The following is a 21526-nucleotide window of genomic DNA, read 5'->3' as shown; positions in this document are numbered from 1 at the left end:
TTCACACCAGCAACGATTTGACCGAGGCCGCCGCCTCGCGAAGCGGCGGCAGAAAACGTTCGATCATTTCGCCGGCGGAAACGCGATCAACATGCGCGCCCATGTTGATCGCGGCCACGATGGTGCCGTCATAGCGGCGGACCGGCACCGAGATCGAACGGAACCCCGGCTCGGCCTCGCGATCGACCAGCGAATAGTCCTGCGCGCGATCGCTCCTGATGGCCTGCAGCAGGCGCTTCTTGTCGGTCACGGTGAACGGCGTCAGCGGCGCGAGATCCATCGCCGCCAGGGTCGCAGTGAGTTCATCGTCGGATAATCGCGACAGCAGCACGCGGCCGACCGAGGTGCAGAAGGCCGGCAGCCGGTAGCCGATATCGATGCCGGACGAAAACACCCGCGTCGGGCTGGCGCGCGCGATGAAGACGGCGTCGTCGCCGTCGAGGATCGCCATTGAGCTGATTTCCTGCGCATCGGCAGACAGTTTGTCGAGCGCCGGCTGCAACACCGACACGACGTGGTTGGAGGCGAGATAGGCCGACGCCAGCACCAGCACGCGCGGTGTCAGCCGGAACAGCTTGCCGTCGCTGGCGACGAAGCCGGCGCGTTCGAGCGTAAACAGAATTCGCCGCGCCGTGGCGCGCGGCAGGTCGGCCGCCTTGGCGAGGTCGCTCAGCGTCATCGGCTGCTGGCCGCCGCCGAACAGTTCGAGCACGCGCAGACCGCGATCGAGGCTCTCGATGAAATCGGTCGCGCCGCGGGTGTCCGCCTCGCCCTCGCGTTTGGGCTTTGGCATGCTCTGCCTCCAAAATCCGCTTGCCTAAAACCAAGCCTACGATAAAATCGCCCAAAAGTTCAATAGGCGAACAAATCTAGCCTTTCGAAAGGTTCTCGCCATGATGAGCCAGGAAGCGAACGATCTGATCACCCGCACCGGGCGACAAGACCCCTGCGGCAAGCTGATGCGGATGTATTGGCAGCCGGCGGCGTTGGTCGACGAGTTGCAGGGGCCGCGCGCGGTTAAGGCCGTCAAACTGCTCGGCGAGAATCTCGTGCTGTTCCGCGACGAAGAGAGCCGCTACGGCCTTATCGATCGCCACTGCGCGCATCGCGGCGCCGATCTAGCGTTCGGGCGTCTTGAGAATGGCGGGCTGCGTTGCGCCTTCCATGGCTGGCTGTTCGACGTCTCCGGCCAGTGCCTGGAGACGCCGGCGGAGCCGAAGGACTCGAAGCTGTGCCAGGGCATCAAGCAGCGCGCCTATCCCGTGGTCGAGAAGCGCGGCATCCTCTGGGCCTATCTCGGCGAAGGCGAACCGCCGGCATTTCCCGAAATCGACTGTTTCGTCGCCCCCGACAGCCACACTTTCGCGTTCAAGGGCCACATCAACTGCAACTGGCTGCAGGCGCTGGAAGTCGGCATCGATCCGGCGCATGCCTCATTCCTGCATCGCTTCTTCGAGGACGAGGATACCTCGACCGCCTACGGCAAGCAGTTCCGCGGCGCTTCCGCCGGCTCCGACACGCCGATGACGAAGATTTTGCGCGAATACGACAACCCGATCATCAATGTCGAGCATACCGAATACGGCATGCGGCTGATCGCGCTGCGCGAGATCGACGAGGAGCGCACCCATGTGCGCGTCACCAATCAGCTGTTCCCGCATGGCTTCGTGATTCCGATGAGCACGGAGATGACGATCACGCAGTGGCACGTGCCGATCGATGACCAGAACTGCTACTGGTACGCGATCTTCACCAGCTATGCGGCGCCGGTCGACAAGCAGAAGATGCGCGAGCAGCGGCTCGAACTCTACGAACTGCCCGACTACACCTCGCGCAAGAACAAGACCAACGATTACGGTTTCGATCCGCACGAGCAGGCGACCGCGACCTATACCGGCATGGGCAACGACATCAACGTCCACGACCAGTGGGCGGTGGAATCGATGGGCGCCATTCAAGACCGCACCAACGAACATCTCGGCACGTCCGACAAGGCGATCGTGCAATATCGCCGGCTGCTGCGGCAGGAAATCGAGAAGGTCGTGGGCGGCGAGAAGCCGTTCATGTTCCTCGACGCGGCGCATGCACGCAGCATCCAGGGCCCGGCCACCATGGACGGCATCGGGCCGACCCGCGGCTGGGAAATCTACTGGATGGAAGTCGACGTCAAGCGCCGCCGCGGCGCGCCATGGGCCGCCCCGGTGCCGAGCGAGATCGCCGGCAAGATCCGTCATCTTTCGGCCGCGGAGTGATGGTGGGCACCGTCATTCCGGGGCGATGCGCCAGCATCGAACTACGATGTGCAGTTGCACATCGGAGAATCTCGAGATTCCGGGTTCGTGCTTCGCACGCCCCGGAATGACGGCTAACGGGGGAGCCACGCGTTGAGTTTCGTCGAACGTCACGGCCTGTGGTCGAACGAGCAGAAAGAAGCGGCGAGCCGCTTGCGCCGGATCGTCGAGGAAAAGAACCTCGAAGTGATCCGGCTGTCGTTTCCAGATCAACACGGCATCCTCCGCGGCAAGACCCTGGTCGCCAGCGAGGCGCTGGCTTCGCTGGAGAGCGGCTGTTCCATCACCACCACCATGCTGGCCAAGGACACCTCGCACCGCACGGTGTTTCCGGTGTTCACCTCCGGCGGCGGTTTTGGCATGAAGGAGATGGAAGGCGCCGCCGACGTCCTGATGGTCGCGGATCCCACCACGTTTCGCGTGCTGCCATGGGCGCCGGAATCCGGCTGGCTGCTGTGCGATCTCTACTTTGCCGACGGCCGCCCGGTGCCGTTCGCGACCCGGCAGCTCTATCGCGGCGTGCTCGATCAACTGGGAAGCCGCGGCTACGATTTCGTCGCAGGCCTCGAGGTCGAATTCCACATCTTCAAGCTGGAAGATGCGCATATGGCGCCCGAGGATGCCGGCCAGCCCGGCACGCCGCCGTCGGTGAGCCTGTTGTCGCACGGCTATCAATACCTGACCGAGCAGCGCTACGACCAGATGGAGCCGGTGCTGGAGATCATCCGGCGCGACGTGCTGGCGCTCGGCCTGCCGTTGCGGTCGGTCGAGGTCGAGTTCGGTCCGAGCCAGTGCGAATTCACCTTTGCGCCCACCAAAGGCCTGACACCCGCCGACAACATGGTGCTGTTTCGCTCGGCGGTGAAGCAGATCGCGCGCCGTCACGGTTTTCACGCCACCTTCATGTGCCGGCCGAAACTGCCGAATGTGTTCGCCTCCGGCTGGCATCTGCACCAGTCGGTGGTGTCGCGCACGAGCGGCGAGAACGCATTCATGACCGGCGACAAGGGCGAAGCCTTGAGTTCGTTCGGCCGCGCCTATCTCGCCGGACTATTGGCGCATGCGCGCGCGTCGACGGTGTTCACCACGCCGACCATCAACGGTTACAAGCGCTACCGCACCTACTCGCTGGCGCCGGACCGCGCGATCTGGGGCCGCGACAACCGCGGCGTCATGATCCGCGTGCTCGGTGGTCCCAATGATGCCGCCACAAGGCTTGAAAACCGCATCGGCGAACCCGCCGCCAATCCCTATCTCTACATGGCCTCGCAAATTCTCTCAGGCCTCGACGGCGTCGACCGCAAGCTCGATCCAGGCCCGTCGGCCGACACGCCCTATGAGACCAAGGCCGCGCTGCTGCCGAAGAGTTTGCGCGAAGCGGTATTTGCGCTGCAGGACGATCCGTTCTTCCGGCAGGCGCTGGGGCCCGAGTTCGTCGACTATTACGTCCACATCAAGAACGCCGAGATCGAGCGTTTTCAGACCGAGGTCTCGGATTGGGAACATCGCGAATATTTCGAGATGTTTTGAGGGGGGGTCCGTCATTCCGGGATGGTCCGAAGGACCAGACCTCAGATGCGCGATTGCGCATCGGGGAATCTCGAGATTCCGGGTTCGATGCTAGCGCATCGCCCCGGAATGACAGAAACTTCAAATCCCCAAATAGCGGTGCTGCAAATCCGGCTCCGCGATCAACTGCGCGCTGGTGCCGCTCCATACCGTGCGGCCGCGCTCGATGATGTAGTGGCGGTCGGCGATGCGGGAGAGGTTGGCGACGTTCTTGTCGATCACCAGCACCGACTGCCCGCGCGCCTTCAGCATCGACAGGCAGTTCCAGATTTCCTCGCGGATCAGCGGCGCGAGGCCTTCCGTGGCTTCGTCGAGGATCAGCAGTTTCGGATTGGTCATCAGCGCGCGGCCGATCGCCAGCATCTGCTGCTCGCCGCCCGACAGCGTCACGCCCATGTTGCTGCCGCGCTCGGCGAGACGCGGAAACAGCGCGTGGATCTTCTCGATGGTCCAGGGATCGGACGCGCCCAGGCGATTGCCTGACGCCGCGACCAGATTTTCGTAGACCGTCAGGTTCGGAAAGATCTGGCGGCCCTCCGGCACCAGGCCGATGCCGAGTTTTGCGATTTTGTACGACGGCAGGCTGCGCACTTCCTGCCCGCCGAAGCGGATGGTACCGGCGCGCGCACGCGTCATGCCGAGGATGGAGCGGATGGTCGTGGTCTTGCCCATGCCGTTGCGGCCCATCAGGGCGACCATTTCGCCTGATCGAACGGAGAGCGTGAGACCGAACAGCACCTGGCTGAGGCCATAGCAGGTCTCGATGCCATCGACTTCGAGCAGTGGCGCGGTTTCAGCCAAATTCTTGTCAAGCATGGCTGGTCACCGCATGCTGGTCGCCGAGATAGGCGCGCTTGACTTCGTCATTATTGCGGATCGCATCGGGCAAGCCTGAGGCAATGACGCGGCCGTACACCAACACGGTGATGCGGTCGGCCAGTGCGAACACCGCCTCCATGTCGTGCTCGACCAGCACGATCGTGACTTCGCGCCGCAGTTCCTTCAGCAGCGATACCATGCGCGCGGATTCGGTGACGCCGAGGCCCGCCATCGGCTCGTCGAGCAGCAGCAGTTGCGGTTTGGTCGCGAGCGCCACCGCGAGTTCGAGTTCGCGCTGCTCGCCATGGCTGAGTTCTGACACCGGCACGTCGGCGCGCTTTTCGAGGCCGACGCGCTTGAGCGCCGCCTGCGCGGCGTTGCGCAGTGCCGGCTCTTTGCGCGCGGCGCCCCAGAAGCGGAACGAGTGCCCGGCATGCGCCTGCGCCGCCAGCGCGACATTGTCGCACGCGGTGAAATCCGGCAGCAGCGACGTGATCTGGAACGAGCGCGCCAGCCCGAGCCGGCTGCGCTTGTAGGACGGCAGCCGGGTGACGTCGCGGCCGGCAAAATGTATCGCGCCGGAATTCGGCATCACCTGGCCCGTGAGCTGGCTGATCAGCGTGGTCTTGCCGGCGCCGTTGGGGCCGATGATGGCGTGCAGTTCGCCGGGTGCGACGTCGAGCGACAGGTTATCGGTCGCGACAATGCCGCCGTAACGGCGGACCAGGTTTTCGACGCGGAGCAGCGGATCAACCACGGCTCACCCTCCCGAGCAGGCCCATGATGCCGCCGCGCGCGAACAGCACGATCAGCAGCAGCAGCGGCCCCATGATCATCGCCCAGTATTCGGTGAATTGCGACAACACTTCTTCCAGCACCAGATAGAGGATCGCGCCGATCACCGGCCCGAACAGCGAGCCCATGCCGCCGAGGATCACCATCACCATCAGGTCGCCGGAGCGGGTCCAGTACATCACAGCCGGGCTGACGAAGTCGGTGTTGTTGGCGAGCAGCGCGCCGGCCAAGCCGCAGATGGTGCCGGAAATGACGAAGCAGACGAGTCTATAACGGTTGGCGTGAAAGCCGATCGCCTGCATGCGCTGTTCGTTGGAGCGCACCCCCTGCACCACCATGCCGAAGCGCGAATTGACGATGCGCCAGATCAGATAGAGGCCGCCGAACAGGCAGCCGAGGCACAGATAATAGAACTGCACACGGTTCGACAGGTTGATCAGGCCGCCGAAATCGCTGCGCTTGTAGATAGTCAGGCCATCGTCGCCGCCGTAGCGCGAAAGACCCGAGGCGATGTAATAGGCCATCTGCGCAAAGGCCAGCGTGATCATGATGAAGTAGACGCCGCGGGTGCGCAACGAGAGCGCGCCGATCACCAGGCCGTAGAGCGCCGATACCGCCAGCGCGACCGGCCACTGGATGAAGCCGGAGCCGATGCCCTCAAAAGCGAGGATGCCGACCGCATAACCGCCAATGCCGAGATAGGCGGCGTGGCCGAAGCTCATCATGCCGCCATAGCCCATGATGAGATTGAGGCTGGCGGCGGCCAGCGCAAAGATGACGATGCGGGTGAACAGCGTCAGGATGAAAATGTTGCCGCTCAAAGTGGAATAAAGCGGCAGCAGCGCGAGCCCGAGCAGGACCAGCGCCACCACGGCGTTACCGGCATTGAATAGAGGCTTCATCGCTTGGCGGCCGGAAACAGCCCCTCCGGCCGCATCACCAGCACGATCGCCATCAACAGATAGATCAGCATCGACGACAATGCGGGCGCCGCGGTCGAGGCGGCGGCGGAACTCAGCACCTTGCGCAGGAGATCAGGCAGGAAGGCACGGCCGAGCGTATCGATCATGCCGACGAAGATCGCCGCCAGAAATGCGCCGCGGATCGAGCCGATGCCGCCGATGACGATGATGACGAAAGCGAGAATCAGGATGTTTTCGCCCATGCCGATCTGCACGGTCAGGATCGGCGCCTGCATCAGCCCGGCGAGGCCGGCGAGCGCGGCGCCAAGGCCGAACACCAGCGTGAACAGCAATTTGATGTTGATGCCGAGCGCGCCGATCATCTCACGGTTCGAGGCGCCGGCGCGGATCAGCATGCCGATGCGGGTCCGCATCACGACGACATAGAGCATGGCGGCGACCGCAAGCGCGACCGCGATGATCGCCAGCCGATAGGCCGGATAGGACACGCCGGGCATAATCTGCACCGGCACCGTCAACCACGGCGGCAGCGGCAGCGCGAGGCCGGCCGGGCCCCAGATCAGCCGCACTGCGTCGTTGAAAAACAGGATCAGTCCGAAGGTCGCCAGCACCTGGTCGAGATGGTCGCGGCCGTAGAGATGTCTCAGCGCGACATATTCCAGCGCAATGCCGAGCAGCAGCGTGGCGCCGAGCGCCAGCACGATGCCGAACACGAAACTTCCGGTCCACGCCACGAAGGTCGCGGCGAAATAGGCGCCCATCATGTAGAGCGAGCCGTGCGCCAGGTTGACGAAATCCATGATGCCGAACACCAGCGTCAGCCCGGCCGCCAGCAAAAACAGCAGCAGGCCGAATTGCAGGCCGTTCAGCGATTGTTCGACGAAGACCAACATGGTTCCCCAACCCGGATCATGATCGCATCAAACCGAACCGCGATCCACTCTATTTCTTTAAGCATAAAATATTCGGAAAATCCGGATTATGCTCCCTGCCTAGGCATCGCCGTGCCGGCTCATCTCCCTCGCCCCGCACTTGCGGGGAGAGGGTTGGGGTGAGGGGCCGTCTCCGCAAATTCGAAAGACATGAGTACGCGGAGAGCCCCCTCACCCGGCGCTTGCGATAGCCGAAGCATGCTTCGGCGCTCTCCCTAAAGACGGCCGGCGAAGGCGGCCTATGCTCTCCCCGCAAGCGGGGCGAGGTGAACAGCAATGCCGGTTATGCACCGACCATGCCAACACTCACTTCATCGGGCACTTGTCGTGGAAGCGATCCTGGTCGTCCTTGACGATGGTGGCCACCGTCTTGAGCGAGAGCTGGCCGTCGGCATCCTTGACCACGTCCTGCAGGTAGAAGTTCTGCACCGGAATGTGGTTGTTGCCGTACTTGAACGGGCCGCGCAGCGACTTGAAGTTCGCCTTCTCCATCTCGGCCTTCATCGCGTCCTTCTTGTCGGTGTCGCCCTTGACCGCGACCACCGCGCTGTTGATGAGCTGGGCGGCGTCGTAGGCCTGAGCACCGTAGTAGGTCGGGCGCAGGCCAGTGTACTTCTTGCGATAGTCTTCGACGAACTTCTTGTTCTCGGCGTTCGGCAGGTCGTTGACCCATTCCTGCGCGCCGGGAATGCCGATCGCATTGTCCTTCTGCAGCGGCAGCGACAACTCGTCGATGGTGAACGCAGTATAGAGCGGGATCTGCGCCTTGATGCCGGCCTGCGCGTACTGGTTCAGGAACTGGACGCCGGCAGCACCGGGATAGAACACGAAGATCGACTCGGCCTTGGAGTTCTTGGCCTTGGTCAGTTCGGCGGAGAAGTCGAGTTGGCTCGGCCACACCGTATATTCCTCGCCGACCACCTCGCCCTTGAACGTCGACTTGACGCCGGCCAGCATGTCCTTGCCGGCGGCGTAGTTCGGGCCGATCAGGAACACCGACTTGACGCCCTTCTGGTTCATGTAGAGGCCCATGGCCTGCGGCGTCTGGTCGTTCTGCCAGGAGGTCGAGAACACGTAGGGCGAACACAGTTCGCCGGCGAGCTGCGACGGACCGGCATTGGCCGAGATCAGGAAAGTCTTGGAGTCGACTGCGGTCTTCAGCGAGGCCAGCAGCACGTTCGACCAGATATAGCCGGCGATGAAATCGACCTTGTCGGCCTGGATCAGCTTTTCGGTCTTCTGCTTGCCGACATCCGGCTTCTGGCCGTCATCCTCGTAGATCACTTCGACCGGCTTGCCGCCCATCTTGCGGCCCAAATGGTCCAGCGCCAGCTCGAACGAGTTGCGCATGTCGTTGCCGATCACAGCGGTCGGGCCGCTGAAGGTCGAGACGAAGCCGATCTTGATAGTGTCGCCAGCCAACGCGGGCTGTGCCAGCGCCAGAGCCGTGACGCCCGCCAGCCAGAATGCCGTTTTCATATTCACTCCCCTCCTCAAATGTCGAACCAGTCCCGCCCAGCCGGGTGGCGGGCAGCGCTTGTCCCGCGCGCCTCTTAAGTGAGGTGTTTTGTGCGCGAAATCGCAAGCCGGCAGCAAGCACGAACCGCCGGCCCGCTTTAGAACCTTCGGCGCATACCCCAGCGGCCTGCACCATAATTCGCTGATGGAGGGGATGGCAAGAATTATAGTTCAGGTCCGATAGCAACGATTGTCGCAGCCGTTGAGGCTGGCGGCGCCGGCGTCCACGGACCCGCGGCGGCCAAATTGGGCGGCAATGCTCGAAATCCTGCTGGCACCGGCGAGCGTCAGACCCGATATTCGGCGCCGTCGATGACATAGGGCGCGTGGCGGAAATCCCGGATGGTCGCGACCTTGCCGGCCGCCCAGTCCAGCAACATGAAATATTTCGGCCCTGCATCGCGGTCATCCGGATCGAACACCAGGATGGCGGGACGCCCCTCGAGCACTCCCGGCACCAGATGCCAGTCGCTGATGCCAGAATAATTGCCGAAATAGCGGGACACTTCGGCCTTGCCGTTCAGGCGGGTCTTGCTGACGAGTTCGAGACGCACATCGTCCGCGATCATGGCGCGGATGGCGTCGAAATCGCGCGCATTGAAATGGGCGACATAGGCGCCGAGCCGCGCGCGATCGGTATCCGACAGAGACTGTTGCGGCACGTCTTCCGGCTCCTCGGCATAGGCGCGCAACTGCGTTCGCCCGCGGTGCAGCGCCGCCTTGGCCGCGGGCAGGCTGCACTCCATGACCTCGCAGACTTCGCTTAGCGAGCAGCCGAGCACGTCCATCAAGATCACGCTGGAGCGCTGCGCCACCGGCAGCCGCATGAAGGTGCGCAGGCTCGCGCTGGCGATCTGGCGGCTGGTCACGGCATCGAGCTGATCGGGCATCATATCCACCTCCTCGGCCGCATGGAGCGCTTCCTGTCGCTGACGCCGGCGCAGGAAGTCCAGCGCGGTGTTGTGCGCGATGCGAAACAGCCAGCCTTCCGGATTTTCAATGGGATTGCCGATCTCGCCGGCGGCGGCATGCGCCTCCACCGCCTTGATCAACGCATCCTGTAGCACGTCTTCGCCGTCGATCACGGAGCCGACCATGCGCGCGCAATAGCGATGCAGCTTTGGCCGCATCGCAACCAGCAGGCGCGCAATGTCGACACCCGATGAAGCCTGAGAGACCTCTGTCATTCTGCCTCCCGCAAGCGAGCCCTAAGTCTCGCCCAGCATCCGATAGTTGCCGACGATGGTAGCGCCCCGCGGCATCGGCGGTTCGACGCAACGATCCCGGATGCCGCTCTGGAACGCCTGGAATGCCGCCAGTTTCGGTAACGCGCTGGAGCCGTCATCCGCCGTGCTCTCCACGAAATGGATGAACGTATCGTCTTCCAGCCGCAACGTCATGTAGCGGACACCGTCCGGCTGCGCCGCCTTCAACTCGGCAAACACCGCCGCGACCAGTTCGGCATTCTTGTCGGCCATTTCCGGCCTGGTCTTGTACCTGATCAGGGTCCGTTTCATCGCGTTCTCCTCGTTCACCGGCTGCGGAAGCAGCGCGTCTCGATCCCAAGGACGTTCGGCGAGCGGCAAAGGATGCGGTCCCGGCAAATATATTTTCCGCCGCATCCTTCGCCTCTCCCGGCTCGTCCTCGGCACGGAAGCGCCGCCCGGCGCAGCAGTACGATGGAGAACCGGAATGCAGGAACCTGACAACGGAACCGACAAGAACTGGGTGCTTGGCATCACCTCGCTGGCCTCGTTCATGGTCGCGCTCGACACCCAGGTGCTGACCTCAGCACTTGCCACCATCCGCGCCGAATTCGGCACCCCGATGGAGACGCTGCAGTGGACGGTGAACGCCTTCAATCTCAGTTTCGCGGTGCTGCTGTTGACTGGCGCAGCTCTTGGCGACCGGTTCGGACGACGACGGCTGTTTGCCGCAGGGATCGTCTTGTTCATGGCCTCGTCCGTCGCCTGCGCACTATCGACCGGCATCCACTCGCTGATCGTTGCGCGAACCGCGCAGGGCGCAAGTTCGGCGCTGATCATGCCGCTCGGAATGGCGCTGCTGAGCACAGCCTTTCCAAGGGAAGAACGCGCACGTGCGCTCGGCATCTTCAGTGGCGTCGTCGGGGTAGCCGTGCTGGCCGGACCGGCGATCGGCGGCGCCGTCACCGAAACCTTGGGATGGCCGTGGATCTTCTGGATCAATCTTCCGATCGGGCTGTTCGCGGCCGTCATGGTCATGACGCGGCTGCGCGAGAGTTTCGGCCCGACGGCCAAGCTCGACATTTTCGGCCTCGTGCTGGTTGCGGTTTCCGCCTTCGCTCTGGTCTGGGGCCTGTTACGCGGCAACGGCGCCGGATGGACGAGCCCCGAGGTGCTGACGGCCATCGCAGCCGGATTGCTGCTGGCGGTGGCTTTTGTCGCCTGGGAATTGCGGACCCCCGCGCCGATGGTCCCGATGCGGCTGTTCCGCTCGCGCGCGCTATCGTCGGGCATCGTTGCCGCCTTCCTGCTGTACGGCACGTTGTACAGCGTGCTGTTCCTGCTGCCGCAATTCCTGCAAGTAACGCTCGGCTATGGACCGCTCGGCGTCGGCCTGCGGTTGCTGCCCTGGACCGCCACCCTGTTCGTGACCGCACCGATTGCCGGCAACATCGTGAACCGGATCGGCGAACGGCCGCTGGTGGTGACGGGGCTATCATTGCAGGCGATCGGCCTCGGCTGGATCGCGGCGATCATCGCACCCGATGCGGCCTATGCGACGATGATCGCGCCGCTGATCGTCGCCGGCATCGGGGTGTCGATGGCGATGCCGGCGGTTCAGAACGCGGTCCTGAGTTCGGTCAACCCGGTCGAAATGGGCAAGGCATCAGGTGTATTCAACATGGGACGTTTCCTCGGTGGCATGTTCGGCGTGGCGCTTCTGGTTGCGGTGTTTTCAGGCACCGGCGCCATTGGCTCGGCGGCAGGCTTCAGCACGGGCTTCGCTTCGGCCATGCTGGTTGCGGCGCTGCTGTCCCTGCTCGGCGCGCTGGCCGGACTCTTCCTGCCGGCACGCAAGCGCGTCGCGACCGCGCCGGCACCGCAGAATGCCTGACGACGATAGGTCTTCGCTATCGACCGATTGGCAAATCCGTCTTGGACCGGCGGCACAAATGGCTCCATAATCCGATGCGTCGATAGATCCGAACCCGAGGTCGCATCCCATGACGACAGCGCCGAAAGAAGCCCATCGCGTGGTGATCGTCGGCGCCGGCTTCGGGGGGCTGGAAACCGTCTTCGGCCTCGCCGGCGCGCCGGTCCAGATCACGCTGGTGGACCGCCGCAACCACCACCTGTTCCAGCCGCTGCTTTATCAGGTCGCGACCGCGTCGCTGGCGACGTCAGAGATCGCCTGGCCGATCCGCTACCTCGTGCGCGCACGTCCGGATGTGACGACCTTGTTCGCCAATGTGACTGGCGTCGATGCCGGGCAAAAGCGCGTGCTGCTCGACGACGGCGACGCCCTGCCCTACGACACGCTGGTGCTCGCCACCGGCGCGCGCCATGCCTATTTCGGCCACGACGAATGGGAGCCGTTCGCGCCGGGCCTGAAGACGCTGGAGGACGCCACCACGCTGCGGCGGCGCATTCTGGTCGCGTTCGAGCGCGCCGAGCGCGAGACCGATCCGGCGCGGCTCGCGGCGTTGTTGACATTCGTCATCATCGGCGCGGGGCCGACCGGCGTCGAAATGGCGGGAACCATCGCCGACCTGGCCAAGGACACGCTGGCGCCGGATTTTCGCAACATCGACACCCGCAAGGCGCGCGTGGTGCTGGTCGAGGCCGGGCCACGCGTCCTGGCCGGCTTTCCCGAAGATCTTTCCGCCTACGCGCAGCGCTCGCTGGAAGAGATCGGCGTCGAGGTGGTGCTGGGGCAACCTGTCACCGAATGCTCGGCCGACGGCGTCAGGTTCGGCGGCAACTGGCTCGACGCCAAAACCATCATCTGGGCTGCCGGCGTGCGCGCCTCGCCTGCGGCCGAATGGCTGGGCGTGCCGGCCGATCGCGCCGGACGCCTGGAGGTGCTGCCTGATCTGACCGTCCCCGGCCATCCCGACATTTTTGCCATCGGCGATACCGTGGCGATCGCCGATGCCAACGGAAAGCCGGTGCCGGGCATCGCGCCGGCCGCCAAGCAGCAGGGGCGCTATGTGGCCGCGCTGATCAAGGCCCGCCTGAACGGCAGCGCGCTGCCGCCCTTCCGCTACAAGCACGCAGGCAGCCTGGCGCAGATCGGCAAGCGCAAGGCCGTGATCGACTTCGGCCGCATCAAGCTGCGCGGCAATCTCGCCTGGTGGATCTGGGGCATCGCCCACATCTACTTCCTGATCGGGCTGCGCAACCGCCTGTCCGTGGCGCTGAGCTGGCTCTGGATTCACGCCCGCGACCAGCGCGCCGCGCGGCTGATCACGCAAGGCAGCAGCAAGGTGGTGTGGTGATCGCGCCGGCGCGCTACGATCACTTCACCAGCGAACAGCCGCCATCCGCGATCGGACGAAACGCCTGATCGGCCGGAATGGTCGAGACCAGTTTGTAATAGTCGTAGGGATATTTCGACTCCTCCGGCTTCTTCACCTCGAACAGGTACATCGGGTGGATGACGCGGCCGTCCTGGCGGATGGTGACGTCGCCGAACAGCTTGTCCTTGCCCTTGAACGTCTTCATCTGGGGCACGACGTCCTTTGCCTGATCGCTGCCGGTAGCGGCCACGGCGTTCAGATAAGCGAGCGTCGAGGCATAGACCCCGGCCTGGTTGCCGCTCGGCATCTTGCCGTTCATGCCCGGCCGCGCCGCGAAGCGTTTTGCGAACGCGCGGGTGTCATCGTCCATGTCCCAGTAGAACGCCTCGAGCAGTTGCAGGCCCTGAGCGACTTTCAGACCCATGCCGTGGACGTCGTTGACGAACAGCAGGAACGCCACCATCGTTTGCCCGCCCTGCTGGATGCCGAACTCGGCGGCCTGCTTGACGGCATTGATGGTGTCGCCGCCGGCATTGGCGAGCCCGATCACCTTGGCCTTGGAATTCTGCGCCTGCAGCAGGAACGAGGCGAAGTCGGAGGTGCCGAGCGGATGCTTGCTCGATCCCAGCACCTTGCCGCCGTGCTTCTCGATATAGTTGGTGGCCTCGGCCTCGATGCCCTGGCCAAGCGCGTAATTGACCGTGACGAAGTACCAGTCCTTGCCGCCGCGCGCCATCATCGCCGCCGCCGTGGTGTTGCCGGTGGCCCAGGCGTCGTTGACCCATTGAATGGTGTTCGGCGAACAGGCCTTGCCGGTAAGATCGGAGCTCGCCGTCGACGACGCCAGGAACGTCATTCGGGTATCGCGCAACAGCGAATTGATGGTGAGACCGACGGCCGAATTGGGCACGTCGACAATGGCGTCGACGCCGTCGACGTCGAGCCATTTGCGCGCGATCGCCGATCCGACGTCGGCCTTGTTCTGGTGGTCGGCATAGACGATCTCGACCTTGATATTCTTGCCGCCGCCGTTGAAGTCTTCCGCCGCCATCCGTGCGGCTTCCACGGAACCCATGCCGTTGGTGTCCTGGAAGATGCCGGAGATGTCGTTGAGCACGCCGACGCGCACGACGTTATCGGAAATCTCCGCACGCGCCGCACCAACGCAGGCCAGTGACGCCGCGCCGGACAGAGCCAGCGCCAGATAACGTCCAAAACTCTTCATGACTCTCTCCCTTTGGATTTTCTGTCAGGCCGCCGTGAAGGTGACGGGAAGGCTGTCGAGCCCGCGCAGCGTATTGTTGTAGCGGCGCTTCACCGGGCCTGATATCTCGATGCTGGCAACCTTGCGCGCCAGCGCCGCCATCATGGTCTCGCCTTCCAGCCGCGCCACCAGTTGGCCGACGCACATGTGGATGCCCGAGCCGTAGCCGACATGGCCGCTGGTGCGGCGCGTGATGTCGTAGCTATCAGGCTTGTCCCAACGGCGCGGATCGCGGTTGGCGGCGCCGAGAAACATCAAAACCTTTTCGCCTTCGCCAATCATGTGACCGCCGATCTCGACCTTACGCGTGGTGGTGCGGAAGAAGGTCTGCACCGGGCTCTCGAACCGCACGGCCTCCTCGAACGCATTGCGCGCCAGCGTCGGGTCCTGGCGCAGTTTTGCGAACTGATCGGGATAGCGTGCCAGGCAATAGACCGCGGCACCGATGCCATAGACGGTGGTATCGAGCCCGGCCGACAGCAGCGAGCGCACCAGCAGCGGCGCCTCCGCCGCGGTGATGTTTCCGGCATCGACGTGGGCATGAATGCAGGCGCCGAAACCGCCCGGCGCGAGGTTTTCGCGCTGGCACTGTTCGGCGACATAGGCCTGATGCGGCGCCGAGCGCTCGATGGCGTCCTGCCGCAGCTTGTTGGGCGGACCGAAGGCGTTGAACACAAGGCCCGCATAGGGCAGCAGGTTCTCGCGCCCTTCCTCTTTCAGACCGAGCGCGTCGGGAAAGATCGAGAGCGGGTAGGCTTCCGCGAGATCCGCTATCGCATCAAAACTCTTTCGTTCCAGCAACGCGTCGACCTTGGCTTCCGCCGCGGCGGTGAAGCGGCCCCGCAGTTGCTTCAACGCGGTCGGGGACAGCACGTCGCTCAGCACCGCGCGCGTGCGGGTATGCGCCGGCGGATCGGCCTCGAGGATGATGCTCGGCGGACGCCACGGCTTCTCCTTGGCGAAGTCGCTCAACCCCACCCCGCGGCTCGAACAGAAGGTGGCCGGGTCGTTCAGCACGGCATGCACTTCGGCATGGCGCGCCACGCCATAGACCTTCCATTTGTCGAGATAGACCAGCGGACCTGCTTCGCGCAGTTGTTGCTGGGCCGGATGGAGATCGTCGAAGAACGCGATCGAAAATGGATCGATGTCCAGATGGGGGAGTGCGGACGTCCCGCCATTCGCGGTGTCGGTCGCCTTGCCGGTCGTGGTCATGCAAGCCTCCGGTACAGTGTTGTTGCGGAGCCGGGTCTGGTATCTCTATCTCTGGGTCCTGGACGGGGACCGTACACCGCGGCAGCGCGGCCGGCCGTCCTGAAATGGGGTGGGTTCGAACGATCATGCGCAGGACTAAACCGACCGTGGCAGCGGCTGATGAAACCGGGCGAGCCGATCTGACCCTCGATCTCGATCGTTACGTTCCGGCTCTCATCACCTTCATCGCCAACAAGCTGTCGCGCACCGCCACGGTGCTCTACCAGAAGCGCTTCGGCGTGAACATTACCGAATGGCGGATCCTGTCGCTGCTGGCGATCGAGCCGGAGATTTCCGCGGCGCGAATCTGCCACGTCATCGGCTTCGACAAGGGGCCCGTCAGCCGGACACTGGCGCTGCTGCAGACACGCGGACTGGTGCGGATCAGGCCCGACCGGCAGGATGCGCGAACCCATTCGATCTCGCTGACGCCGAAGGGACGTACCACGCACGACCAGGTGATCGTCGTCGCGCTGGAGCGCGAACGCCGTCTGCTCTCCTGCCTGCGCAAGGACGAACGTGAAGTGCTGATCAACCTGCTGCGCCGCGTTCACAGCAATCTCGGCGCCGTCACGACGCCGGGCGAGCCGCGCGCCCGCGACTAGAACCTTGCCAGTCGTTGCGGCTGCGGCACCGGGTCCCGCGGGACCCATACTCTCAGGCATCCGTCTCTCCCTGCACGGCATGGCAGATGGACTGCTCTGTCGAACCGCCGCGCAATGCGCCGGAAGCTCCCACAGATTAGTTGCCTTAGCAACAAAATAGTCGGCGGCAAGGTTTTGTCGTTACCGATCAGTCCTTTGCGGCTCGGGTTCCACACCGCGACCCGAGTCTGGAATTTCACGGCACGCAGCCGACCCATTCGGCCGACGCGTCGTCGTCCAGCACGGCCACCGCGCCGGCGCGCCGCGTCAGCACCGCGCGCTGGTTGATGTAGCCCTTGTCGGTGATCTCACCGCCGTCGACGGAAGCCGGTTCCGCCAGCAGTAGTGCGCGCGTCGCATAACCGGACGAGTTGCCGCCTTGCGCCTTGAGCTTTGCGAGTCCTTGCGCGATGCCGGCGCGAACCTTGTTGTGACCGATTACGTCCTTCACCTCGGCGCTGTCGGGCAAGCCCGCATGCGCGCGGCAGGCCGCAATATTCGGAAATACCAGAAAGCGGACCTCGTCGCCACCATGCCCCGATACGACGATGTCCTGCGCCAGCGGCGCCAGCGCGGCGATCCCGGCGACGCGCAGGTTACCGACATTGACCCAGGTGCCGGAATTGAGCTTGAAATCCTCCGCGACGCGGCCGTCGAAGAACAATCCGAGTTCAGGCCGCGCCGGATCGGCAAAGGTCACGGCGTCGCCGATCAGGTAAAAACCCTCGGTGTCGAACGCCTGCACGGTCAATTCCGGCGCCTTCCAGTAGCCCGGCGTGACATTCGGTCCGCGGACCCGCACTTCGAGCTTGTCGCCTGATGGCAACAGTTTCAATTCGGTACCCGGAATCGGCACGCCGATATTGCCGGAACGTTTCGCCTGGAAATGACAGTCGGTTGCCAGCGGCGAGGTTTCGGTCGAACCCCAGGCCGACACCATTGGCAGCGCGCGGCCGACGCTCTGGATCGAGAGCGCTTCCAGCGCATCCCAGAGATTCTGCGGCAGTGCGGCGCCGGCATAGAATGCGAACTTCACCTCGCTGAAGAAACGCCGGCGCAATTCGTCGTCGCCGCGCAACGCCGCGATCAGCATCTCAAAGCCGCGCGGCACGTTGAAATACACCGTCGGCATCACGCTGCGCAGATTGGCGAGCGAGGTCGTGAACAATCCCGGCGCCGGCTTGCCGCCGTCGACATAGAGCGTGCCGCCGTTGCGCAGCACCAGATTGAAGTTGTGGTTGGCGCCGAAGGTGTGGCTCCAGGGTAGCCAGTCGAGGATCACGAGGTCGCTGATCCCCTCGAGGAACGGCCAGGTCTGCGCCTTGGCCTGCTGGCTCGAGGTCAGCATGCGCTGGGTGTTGATCACGGCCTTGGGCGTGCCGGTCGAGCCTGAGGTGAACAGGAACTTCGCAATTGTATCCGGCGTGATCGCTGCGAACGCCTTTGCGACCTCAGGTGTTTCAGGCGTAGCCGCGACAGCACGGAACGAGACGGCGTTACTGTCGCCGGCATCACCGCTGACGATGGTCGCCGCGTGCAGCGGCGCGATCGCCGCCAGCGCCGGCGCGAACGGTGTTTTGCCGGAGACGTAAATCGCGCCGGGCCCAAGCAGCGTGATCATGCTCCTGAGCTTTTCGAAATCCCTGGACATCAGCGAATAGGCCGGCGAGATCGACGCCGAGGGCACGCCGACATGCTGGGCGGCAAGCGCGAACAGCGCGTGTTCGACGCTGTTGTCCGACAGGATCACCAGCGGTTGCTGGGCACTCAGCCCTTGCGCAAGAATCCACGCCGCGGCCGCGCGCACCTCACGCAAGGCATCCTTGTAGGTGACGGTGTTCCACGGCGCATCGACACTGGCGCGGTCGCCGAGAAAGATCCGGTCCGGCGCTTGCCGCGCCCAATGCTCCAGCCAGTCGCCGACGCATCGCGCGCTTTCGCGCAAATGCACGGTCGATTTCAGAACAATGCTGCCATCGGAGCGGCGATCGGCAACGACGGATGGGGTTGCGAACAGCGCCTCGGAAGGGTCGCGGCTGGTGGCGGCGGCTGACGTCATCGGTTTCCTCCGCTGCCTCTCTGTCGGGGGCAGGCGGTTCCCTCTACGCGAGAACCGCGCGGTCCGGCAACGTGTCATCGTGCGCGAAGCAGCAGCTGCCGGTTAACGGTTAGACCTGCCTAATTATTAATCAGGCACGGCGCGTCCTGTTGTTGTGCAAGGCCTCCGGCATTTCGCAAAAACTTACCTAAACCTCTGAATATACGCACCTATTTCTATATCCCGGCGCACGCCTATAATGTACACAATGGCACATCGCTTGCTTCGTTCGAGATGAATTAATCAGCCAACCCAAAGATGGGGCATCCCTTGACCGAAACCGTTGCTGCGATCGTCGCCGCCCATCGCGCCGGCACCATGACGCCGGCGCAAACCGTGGCGCGCAGCTATCAGCGTATCCGCGACTACAACGATCCCGCCGTGTTCATCAGCCTGCGCGACGAGAAGGCGGCACTGGCGGAAGCCGAAGCGCTGAGCGCGAAAGACGCCGGCGTGCTGCCGCTGCTCGGCGTACCCGTCGCGGTAAAGGACAATATCGACGCGCAGGGCATGGCAACCACGGCGGGCTGTCCTGCATTTTCCTATTCTCCAGCGCAGGACTCGACGGCGGTGGCGCGGTTGCGCGCCGCGGGCGCCATCATCATCGGCAAGACCAATCTCGATCAGTTTGCAACCGGCCTCGTCGGCGTCCGCTCGCCCTACGGCATTCCCGTCAATCCGATCCGCGCCGACCTGGTTCCGGGCGGATCGAGTTCGGGATCGGGCGTCGCCGTGTCGGCCGGACTGGTGCCGCTGGCGCTCGGCACCGACACCGCGGGAAGCGGCCGCGTGCCCGCGATGCTCAACAACATCGTCGGATTGAAACCGAGCCTTGGGCTGATCTCGACCGCAGGCCTGGTGCCGGCGTGCCGGACGCTCGATTGCATCTCGGTATTCTCCCTCACCGTCGACGACGCCATGACCGCGCTTTCGGTGATGGCCGGCCCCGACGGCGCCGATCCGTTTTCGCGCAACCGGCCGCTCGGCCAAATCTCGGCGTTTCCCGCTCATCTTCGCCTCGGCGTGCCGCGCAAGGGCCAGTTGATCTTCTTCGGCGACACCGCCTCGGAGAAAGCCTATGGCGAGGCGCTGCAGCGCTGGACCTCGCTCGGCGCCACGCTGGTCGAGTTCGACCTCGAACCGTTCTACGAGACCGCGCGGCTGCTCTACGAGGGGCCATGGGTCGCCGAACGCTATCTGGTGATCCGCAATCTGCTGGCGTCTTCGCCGGATTCGATCCATCCGGTGACACGCGAGATCACCGCGGCGGGCGCACGGCTAACCGCCGCCGACACGTTTTCCTCGCTCTATCGCCTGCAGGGACTGCGGCGCATTGCCGATCGCGCCTTCGCCAATCTCGACGCGATCGTGCTGCCGACGGCGCCGACCGCCTACTCGACCGCGCAGGTGCTGGCCAACCCGATCGAACTCAACAGCCGGCTCGGCACCTACACCAATTTCGTCAACCTGCTCGACCTCTGCGGCCTGGCGCTGCCGGCGGCGATGCGCTCCGACGGCATTCCGTTCGGTATCACGCTGCTGGCGCCCGCCGGGCATGACGCACAGCTCGCCAGCATCGGCCGCGCCTTTCACGCCGACACCGAACTGAAGATGGGCGCCAAAGGATTGACGCAGCCGCCGCTGGCAGCGCCGTCCACCAGCCTGGTCGGCGACGAGATCGCCATCGCCGTGGTCGGCGCGCATCTCTCCGGCATGGCGCTCAACGGCGAACTGCAGGCGCTCAACGGCCGCCTGCTGGAGGCCGCCACCACCGCGCCGGACTACAAACTCTACGCCCTCGACACCACGCCGCCGAAACCCGGCATGCTGCGCGTCGACACGCACAAGGGAACGGCGATCAAGCTGGAGCTGTGGGCGCTGTCGGCGGCGGCGTTCGGAAAATTCGTCGCCGCGATCCCGCCGCCGATGTCGATCGGCACCATCCGCCTCGCCGACGGCCGCGGCGTGAAGGGCTTTATGGTCGAACCGATCGCCGTGGAGGGCGCGCGCGATATTTCCGTGTTCGGCGGCTGGCGGGCGTTCATGGCGGAGAAGGCGGCGGTGTAGTTCTCGTCATTCCGGGGCGATGCAAAGCATCGAACCCGGAATCTCGAGATTCCCCGGGGGTGCAATTGCACCCCTGAGGTCTGGTCCTTCGGACCATCCCGGAATGACGAGACCTACACCGACACCGCGTAAAGCTCGTATTCGCCGCGCACCAGTTCGATATGCGCGCGCATCGCGGCCGCAGCCCCGATCTTGTCGCCGCGCAGGATCGCGACCACGACGCGGTCGTGTTCGGCCTGCGATTTCGCCAGCCGGCCCAGATTGCGGAACTGGGCGCGGCGAAACGGCTGCACCCGCACCCGCGTTGCCAAGGTCATTTCGGCGATGTAGCCGTTCTGCGAACCGGCATAGATCGCATTGTGAAAGCGTTCGTTGACCTCGTGGAAGCGCTCGGGATTGCCGGCATGGCTCAATACCCGCAACTCCTCGTGGATCGCCTCGAGCTTCTGGCGCTCCGCTGCCGTCATCCGTTCGGCGGCCAGTCCCGCGCACAAGGCTTCCAGCTCCGCCATCGCCTCGAACATGCCGGTCAGGCGTTCAAGCGAGGGCTGCGCCACGACGGCGCCGCGATGCGCACGGGCTTCGACCAGGCCGCTCGCCACCAACTGACGCAGCGCCTCACGCACCGGCGTCCGCGACACGCCGAAGCGGCGCGCGATATCGGTCTCGTCGAGCCCCGAACCCGGCGCCAGCACGCCGCGCACGATCTCGTCGGCGAGCTGCAGCCGCAATTCCTCCGCGCGCGTGACCTTGTCCGGTTGCGGCGCGGCCCGGTCGATGCGCCGAACCGGCGTCTCGGCCTCGGCGCCGGACGGCGGTACGCGGGTCGGAAGATCGTCAAGACTCAT

General features: G+C 64.5%; 18 protein-coding genes. 6 read left to right on the top strand and 12 right to left on the bottom strand.

What is annotated here, in order from left to right:
* Window position 1 precedes the first annotated feature (1 nt).
* Window positions 2–793 carry an IclR family transcriptional regulator C-terminal domain-containing protein gene (locus FFI89_RS03640; RefSeq protein WP_138832987.1) on the bottom strand — a complete coding sequence of 264 codons (792 nt, stop codon included), beginning with the start codon at window positions 791–793 and terminating at the stop codon, window positions 2–4.
* A 100-nt stretch (window positions 794–893) separates the two neighbouring features.
* On the opposite strand from FFI89_RS03640, the gene FFI89_RS03635 reads away from it, so the two are divergent.
* Together FFI89_RS03635 and FFI89_RS03630 are read left to right on the top strand one after the other, a co-directional pair.
* Window positions 894–2252, top strand: a complete 1359-nt coding sequence (locus FFI89_RS03635; protein ID WP_138832985.1) for an aromatic ring-hydroxylating dioxygenase subunit alpha — start codon at window positions 894–896, stop codon at window positions 2250–2252.
* A gap of 132 nt (window positions 2253–2384) precedes the next feature.
* Window positions 2385–3821, top strand: a complete 1437-nt coding sequence (locus FFI89_RS03630; protein ID WP_138832983.1) for a glutamine synthetase family protein — start codon at window positions 2385–2387, stop codon at window positions 3819–3821.
* Between the two features lie 120 nt (window positions 3822–3941).
* Here the strand turns inward: FFI89_RS03630 and FFI89_RS03625 are convergent, their stop codons facing one another.
* The 7 genes from FFI89_RS03625 to FFI89_RS03595 form a co-directional block, all read right to left on the bottom strand.
* Window positions 3942–4676: an ABC transporter ATP-binding protein gene (locus tag FFI89_RS03625; RefSeq protein ID WP_168212769.1), complete on the bottom strand. Its 735-nt coding sequence runs from the start codon at window positions 4674–4676 to the stop codon at window positions 3942–3944.
* Window positions 4669–5436: an ABC transporter ATP-binding protein gene (locus tag FFI89_RS03620; protein ID WP_138832981.1), complete on the bottom strand. Its 768-nt coding sequence runs from the start codon at window positions 5434–5436 to the stop codon at window positions 4669–4671. The genes FFI89_RS03625 and FFI89_RS03620 overlap by 8 nt, the downstream gene beginning before the upstream one ends.
* On the bottom strand, window positions 5429–6376 hold the full coding sequence (locus FFI89_RS03615; RefSeq protein ID WP_138832979.1) for a branched-chain amino acid ABC transporter permease: 948 nt from the start codon (window positions 6374–6376) through the stop codon (window positions 5429–5431). Before FFI89_RS03615 ends, FFI89_RS03620 begins: the two co-directional genes overlap by 8 nt.
* Window positions 6373–7290, bottom strand: coding sequence for a branched-chain amino acid ABC transporter permease (locus FFI89_RS03610; RefSeq protein WP_138832977.1), 918 nt, complete (start codon window positions 7288–7290; stop codon window positions 6373–6375). The genes FFI89_RS03615 and FFI89_RS03610 overlap by 4 nt, the downstream gene beginning before the upstream one ends.
* A 345-nt stretch (window positions 7291–7635) precedes the next feature.
* Window positions 7636–8808 (bottom strand): ABC transporter substrate-binding protein, encoded by a 1173-nt coding sequence (locus FFI89_RS03605; protein ID WP_138832975.1) that lies wholly within the window; start codon window positions 8806–8808, stop codon window positions 7636–7638.
* A 326-nt stretch (window positions 8809–9134) separates the two neighbouring features.
* Complete coding sequence (locus FFI89_RS03600; protein ID WP_138832973.1) at window positions 9135–10034, bottom strand: sigma-70 family RNA polymerase sigma factor; 900 nt, start codon at window positions 10032–10034, stop codon at window positions 9135–9137.
* 21 nt (window positions 10035–10055) lie between these two features.
* Window positions 10056–10364, bottom strand: coding sequence for a hypothetical protein (locus FFI89_RS03595; RefSeq protein ID WP_138832972.1), 309 nt, complete (start codon window positions 10362–10364; stop codon window positions 10056–10058).
* A 175-nt stretch (window positions 10365–10539) separates the two neighbouring features.
* On the opposite strand from FFI89_RS03595, the gene FFI89_RS03590 reads away from it, so the two are divergent.
* On the top strand, window positions 10540–11946 hold the full coding sequence (locus FFI89_RS03590) for a DHA2 family efflux MFS transporter permease subunit (RefSeq protein ID WP_138832970.1): 1407 nt from the start codon (window positions 10540–10542) through the stop codon (window positions 11944–11946).
* Between the two features lie 109 nt (window positions 11947–12055).
* A complete protein-coding gene (locus FFI89_RS03585) occupies window positions 12056–13330 on the top strand; it encodes an NAD(P)/FAD-dependent oxidoreductase (RefSeq protein WP_138832968.1) in 1275 nt (424 codons plus the stop codon).
* Between the two features lie 19 nt (window positions 13331–13349).
* Here FFI89_RS03585 and FFI89_RS03580 read toward each other — a convergent pair whose 3' ends face one another.
* Together FFI89_RS03580 and FFI89_RS03575 are read right to left on the bottom strand one after the other, a co-directional pair.
* Entirely contained in the window at window positions 13350–14576 is a 1227-nt protein-coding gene (locus FFI89_RS03580) for an ABC transporter substrate-binding protein (RefSeq protein WP_138832966.1), read from the bottom strand.
* Between the two features lie 24 nt (window positions 14577–14600).
* Entirely contained in the window at window positions 14601–15830 is a 1230-nt protein-coding gene (locus tag FFI89_RS03575) for a cytochrome P450 (protein ID WP_138832964.1), read from the bottom strand.
* Window positions 15831–15955: 125 nt separating this feature from the next.
* Here FFI89_RS03575 and FFI89_RS03570 point away from each other — a divergent pair, with 125 nt between their 5' ends.
* On the top strand, window positions 15956–16474 hold the full coding sequence (locus FFI89_RS03570) for a MarR family winged helix-turn-helix transcriptional regulator (RefSeq protein WP_138832962.1): 519 nt from the start codon (window positions 15956–15958) through the stop codon (window positions 16472–16474).
* 235 nt (window positions 16475–16709) lie between these two features.
* Here FFI89_RS03570 and FFI89_RS03565 read toward each other — a convergent pair whose 3' ends face one another.
* The gene (locus tag FFI89_RS03565) at window positions 16710–18572 is read right to left on the bottom strand and encodes a feruloyl-CoA synthase (RefSeq protein WP_168212768.1); all 1863 of its coding nucleotides are present in this window, start codon (window positions 18570–18572) and stop codon (window positions 16710–16712) included.
* 297 nt (window positions 18573–18869) lie between these two features.
* Here FFI89_RS03565 and atzF point away from each other — a divergent pair, with 297 nt between their 5' ends.
* Window positions 18870–20678, top strand: a complete 1809-nt coding sequence (gene atzF, locus FFI89_RS03560) for an allophanate hydrolase (RefSeq protein ID WP_138832958.1) — start codon at window positions 18870–18872, stop codon at window positions 20676–20678.
* 113 nt (window positions 20679–20791) lie between these two features.
* On the opposite strand, the gene FFI89_RS03555 is transcribed toward atzF, so the two are convergent.
* Window positions 20792–21526, bottom strand: a complete 735-nt coding sequence (locus FFI89_RS03555; RefSeq protein ID WP_138832956.1) for a GntR family transcriptional regulator — start codon at window positions 21524–21526, stop codon at window positions 20792–20794.

The organism is Bradyrhizobium sp. KBS0727 (assembly GCF_005937885.2).
Lineage (GTDB): Bacteria > Pseudomonadota > Alphaproteobacteria > Rhizobiales > Xanthobacteraceae > Bradyrhizobium.
Note: the sequence above shows the minus strand (reverse complement) of the source record. Positions and strands in the feature narration are given on the sequence as shown.

Excerpts from the sequence above, each read along its gene's own strand:
- FFI89_RS03640 (WP_138832987.1), bottom strand. The coding sequence starts at position 793 with ATGCCAAAGCCCAAACGCGAGGGCGAGGCGGACACCCGCGGCGCGACC.
- FFI89_RS03635 (WP_138832985.1), top strand. The coding sequence starts at position 894 with ATGATGAGCCAGGAAGCGAACGATCTGATCACCCGCACCGGGCGACAA.
- FFI89_RS03625 (WP_168212769.1), bottom strand. The coding sequence starts at position 4,676 with ATGCTTGACAAGAATTTGGCTGAAACCGCGCCACTGCTCGAAGTCGAT.
- FFI89_RS03615 (WP_138832979.1), bottom strand. The coding sequence starts at position 6,376 with ATGAAGCCTCTATTCAATGCCGGTAACGCCGTGGTGGCGCTGGTCCTG.
- FFI89_RS03610 (WP_138832977.1), bottom strand. The coding sequence starts at position 7,290 with ATGTTGGTCTTCGTCGAACAATCGCTGAACGGCCTGCAATTCGGCCTG.
- FFI89_RS03605 (WP_138832975.1), bottom strand. The coding sequence starts at position 8,808 with ATGAAAACGGCATTCTGGCTGGCGGGCGTCACGGCTCTGGCGCTGGCA.
- FFI89_RS03600 (WP_138832973.1), bottom strand. The coding sequence starts at position 10,034 with ATGACAGAGGTCTCTCAGGCTTCATCGGGTGTCGACATTGCGCGCCTG.
- FFI89_RS03595 (WP_138832972.1), bottom strand. The coding sequence starts at position 10,364 with ATGAAACGGACCCTGATCAGGTACAAGACCAGGCCGGAAATGGCCGAC.
- FFI89_RS03590 (WP_138832970.1), top strand. The coding sequence starts at position 10,540 with ATGCAGGAACCTGACAACGGAACCGACAAGAACTGGGTGCTTGGCATC.
- FFI89_RS03585 (WP_138832968.1), top strand. The coding sequence starts at position 12,056 with ATGACGACAGCGCCGAAAGAAGCCCATCGCGTGGTGATCGTCGGCGCC.
- FFI89_RS03580 (WP_138832966.1), bottom strand. The coding sequence starts at position 14,576 with ATGAAGAGTTTTGGACGTTATCTGGCGCTGGCTCTGTCCGGCGCGGCG.
- FFI89_RS03575 (WP_138832964.1), bottom strand. The coding sequence starts at position 15,830 with ATGACCACGACCGGCAAGGCGACCGACACCGCGAATGGCGGGACGTCC.
- FFI89_RS03570 (WP_138832962.1), top strand. The coding sequence starts at position 15,956 with ATGCGCAGGACTAAACCGACCGTGGCAGCGGCTGATGAAACCGGGCGA.
- FFI89_RS03565 (WP_168212768.1), bottom strand. The coding sequence starts at position 18,572 with ATGACGTCAGCCGCCGCCACCAGCCGCGACCCTTCCGAGGCGCTGTTC.
- atzF (WP_138832958.1), top strand. The coding sequence starts at position 18,870 with ATGGGGCATCCCTTGACCGAAACCGTTGCTGCGATCGTCGCCGCCCAT.
- FFI89_RS03555 (WP_138832956.1), bottom strand. The coding sequence starts at position 21,526 with ATGAGTCTTGACGATCTTCCGACCCGCGTACCGCCGTCCGGCGCCGAG.